The organism is Rhizomicrobium sp., assembly GCF_056722145.1.
Map to the genome: position 1 here is coordinate 1 of NZ_JBWZET010000394.1, position 2,896 is coordinate 2,896.

Consider the following 2,896-nt stretch of genomic DNA (forward strand, 5'->3'; position numbering starts at 1 on the left):
GATATACCCGTGCGTCAGGTCGCACGTCCAAACCGTCGCCTTGCCGCGCCCGAGACCCAGATCCACCTCGATATGGATGTCCCGGCCGCGCATATGCTCCACCACCGGCGTCTCATTGTAACCCGACACAACGCCGCCGTCCCGTGCCATCCAGGTGCCGCCGACCGCCACCGACAGCGTATCCCGGTCCGCCGGCTCGCCCGCCTTGCCCACCGCCATGACAATGCGGCCCCAATTGGCATCCTCCCCCGCCACCGCCGTCTTCACCAGCGGCGAATTGGCGATCGACAGCGCGATGCGTTTGGCGGCGGCATCGTTCTCGGCGCCCTGGACGCTGACCTTGAAGCACTTCGTGGCGCCTTCGCCGTCACGCACGACCTGCAGCGCCAAATCGAGCAGTACGGCATCGAGCTTCTTCTTGAAGTCGCGCAGCTTGGGATCGGAGGCCGCCCGCACCGGCTTGTTGTCGGCCTTGCCGGTCGCGAACAAGAGCAGCGTGTCGGAGGTGGAGGTGTCGCTGTCGACGGTGATCGAGTTGAACGACGGCTTGACGCCATCGCTGAGCAAATCCTGCAGCACTTTCTGCGGCAGCTTGGCGTCCGTCATCACGAAGGCAAGCATCGTGCCCATATTTGGCGCGATCATGCCCGAGCCCTTGCAGAAACCGTTGATCGTCACTGTCTTGCCGCCGAGCTTGGCGGTCGCCTTTGCCATCTTGGGATAGGTATCGGTGGTCATGATCGCCTGCGCCGCTTCGCGCCAGCGGTTGGGGGCACATTTGGCCGTCAAGTCCTTGAGGATCGCGGCGATCTTGTGAGCCGGCATCGGCTCGCCGATCACGCCGGTGGAGGCCATGTAAACCTCGTCGGCGTCGCAGCCGACGGCGCTCGTCGCGGCCACGGCGACCTCGCCGGCACCCTCCAGGCCCGCCTTGCCGGTGAAGGCATTGGCATTGCCCGAATTGACCACCAGAGCCCGGGCGGAACCGCGCTTAAGGGCGGCCTTGCACCAATCCACAGGGGCCGACGCCGCCTTGGACGTGGTGAACACGCCTGCGACTTTTGTGCCCGGCTCGAATACCGCCAGCATCACGTCGGTGCGGTTCTTGTAGCGCACCCCTGCCTCGCCGGCCGCTAGGACGACCCCGTCGAGCGGCATCAGGCGCGCAAAACGCTTTGGCGCCAGTGGCGAAACCGGATGGAGCGCGACGGGCTTGCTGGTGGATTTGGCGGTGGCCGGCGTACGGCCCTTACGGTGCTGCGTCATTTTGGACTCTCTTCCCAACGGGCCGGGGGGTTTGGCCGGAATCTTGAGATTTGACAAGGGGGTGTGTCGTTCTTATCTCTCCGGCGCGGCTACAGCCGGGAGTCCTTTCCGGCGGTTTAGATTTGCTCGCCCGACAGAGGACCTCCATGCCTGGTATCGACGCCATTCTGCAGCGTCTGTTCGGTTCCGCCAACGAGCGGAAATTGAAGCGCTTTTGGGCCACGGTCAAAGAGATCAACGAGCTCGAGCCGCGCTTCAAGCCGATGACCGATGAAGAGCTGCAGGCGATGACCCCCGCCTTCAAGGAACGGCTCGCGGCTGGCGAAACCCTCGAGGACATCCTGCCGGAAGCCTTTGCGGTCGTGCGCGAAGCCGCCCAGCGCACCCTCGGCCAGCGCCACTTCGACGTGCAGCTGGTCGGCGGCATGGTCCTGCATCACGGCAACATCGCCGAGATGAAGACCGGTGAAGGCAAGACCCTGGTCGCCACCCTCGCCGTCTACCTGAACGCGCTCGCCGGCGAAGGCGTCCACGTCGTCACCGTGAACGACTATCTCGCCAAGCGCGACTCCGAGTGGATGGGCCAGGTCTATCGCTTCCTCGGCATGACCGTCGGCGTCATCGTGCATGGGTTGTCGGACGATGAACGCCGCACCAACTACGCCTGCGACATCACCTACGGCACCAACAACGAGTTCGGCTTCGACTACCTGCGCGACAACATGAAGTACTCCATCGAGACGATGGTGCAGCGCGGGCATTCCTACGTCATCGTCGACGAAGTGGACTCGATCCTGGTCGACGAAGCGCGCACGCCGCTGATCATTTCCGGCCCGACGGAAGACCTCACCGAGCAGTACCGAAAGGTCGACGCCCTGGTTCCGTCGCTGATCCCGCCCAAGCGCCAGGGCAAGGACGTGCCGCCGGAAGAAAAAGGCGATTACGAGCTCGACGAGAAGCAGCGCCAGGTCACCCTCACCGACCAGGGCAACGAGCACATGGTCCAGCTCCTTCAGGAAGCGGGCCTTCTCACCCACGGCGATCTTTACGACCTCGACAACATCGCGATGGTCCACTTCGTGAACCAGGCGCTCAAGGCGCACAAGCTGTTCCAGAAGGACAAGGATTATATCGTCAAGGGCGACGAGGTCATCATCATCGACGAGTTCACCGGCCGCATGATGCAAGGCCGGCGTTTCTCGGAAGGCCTGCACCAGGCCCTGGAAGCCAAGGAGAACGTCCCGGTCCAGCCCGAGAACGTCACCCTGGCGTCGATCACCTTCCAGAATTACTTCCGCCTCTACGACAAGCTGGCGGGCATGACCGGCACGGCAATGACCGAAGCCGGCGAATTCATGGACATCTACAGCCTCGAGGTGATGGAGATCCCGACCAACCTGCCGGTGAAACGGCAGGACTATGACGACGAGGTCTACCGCAGCTTCGACGAGAAGAACGAAGCCGTCATCAAGCTGATCGAGGAATGCCAGAAACGCGGCCAGCCGGTGCTGGTCGGTACCACCTCGATCGAGAAGTCGGAGCACCTGTCCGACCTGCTCAAGAAACGCAAGGTCAAGCACAACGTCCTGAACGCGCGCTATCACGAACAGGAAGCCTCCATCGTCGCCCA

Annotated in this window: 2 protein-coding genes; one reads left to right on the forward strand and one right to left on the reverse strand. The window is 63.2% G+C overall.

Annotated features, from left to right (window positions below; translation table 11 throughout):
* A partial coding sequence (gene argJ, locus AC1P6P_RS20575) for a bifunctional glutamate N-acetyltransferase/amino-acid acetyltransferase ArgJ (RefSeq protein WP_481404321.1) occupies positions 1-1,158 on the reverse strand: 1,158 nt, incomplete at its 3' end.
* Positions 1,159-1,412: 254 nt separating this feature from the next.
* On the opposite strand from argJ, the gene AC1P6P_RS20580 reads away from it, so the two are divergent.
* The coding region (locus tag AC1P6P_RS20580; protein WP_481404320.1) for a preprotein translocase subunit SecA at positions 1,413-2,896 on the forward strand (1,484 nt) is incomplete at its 3' end.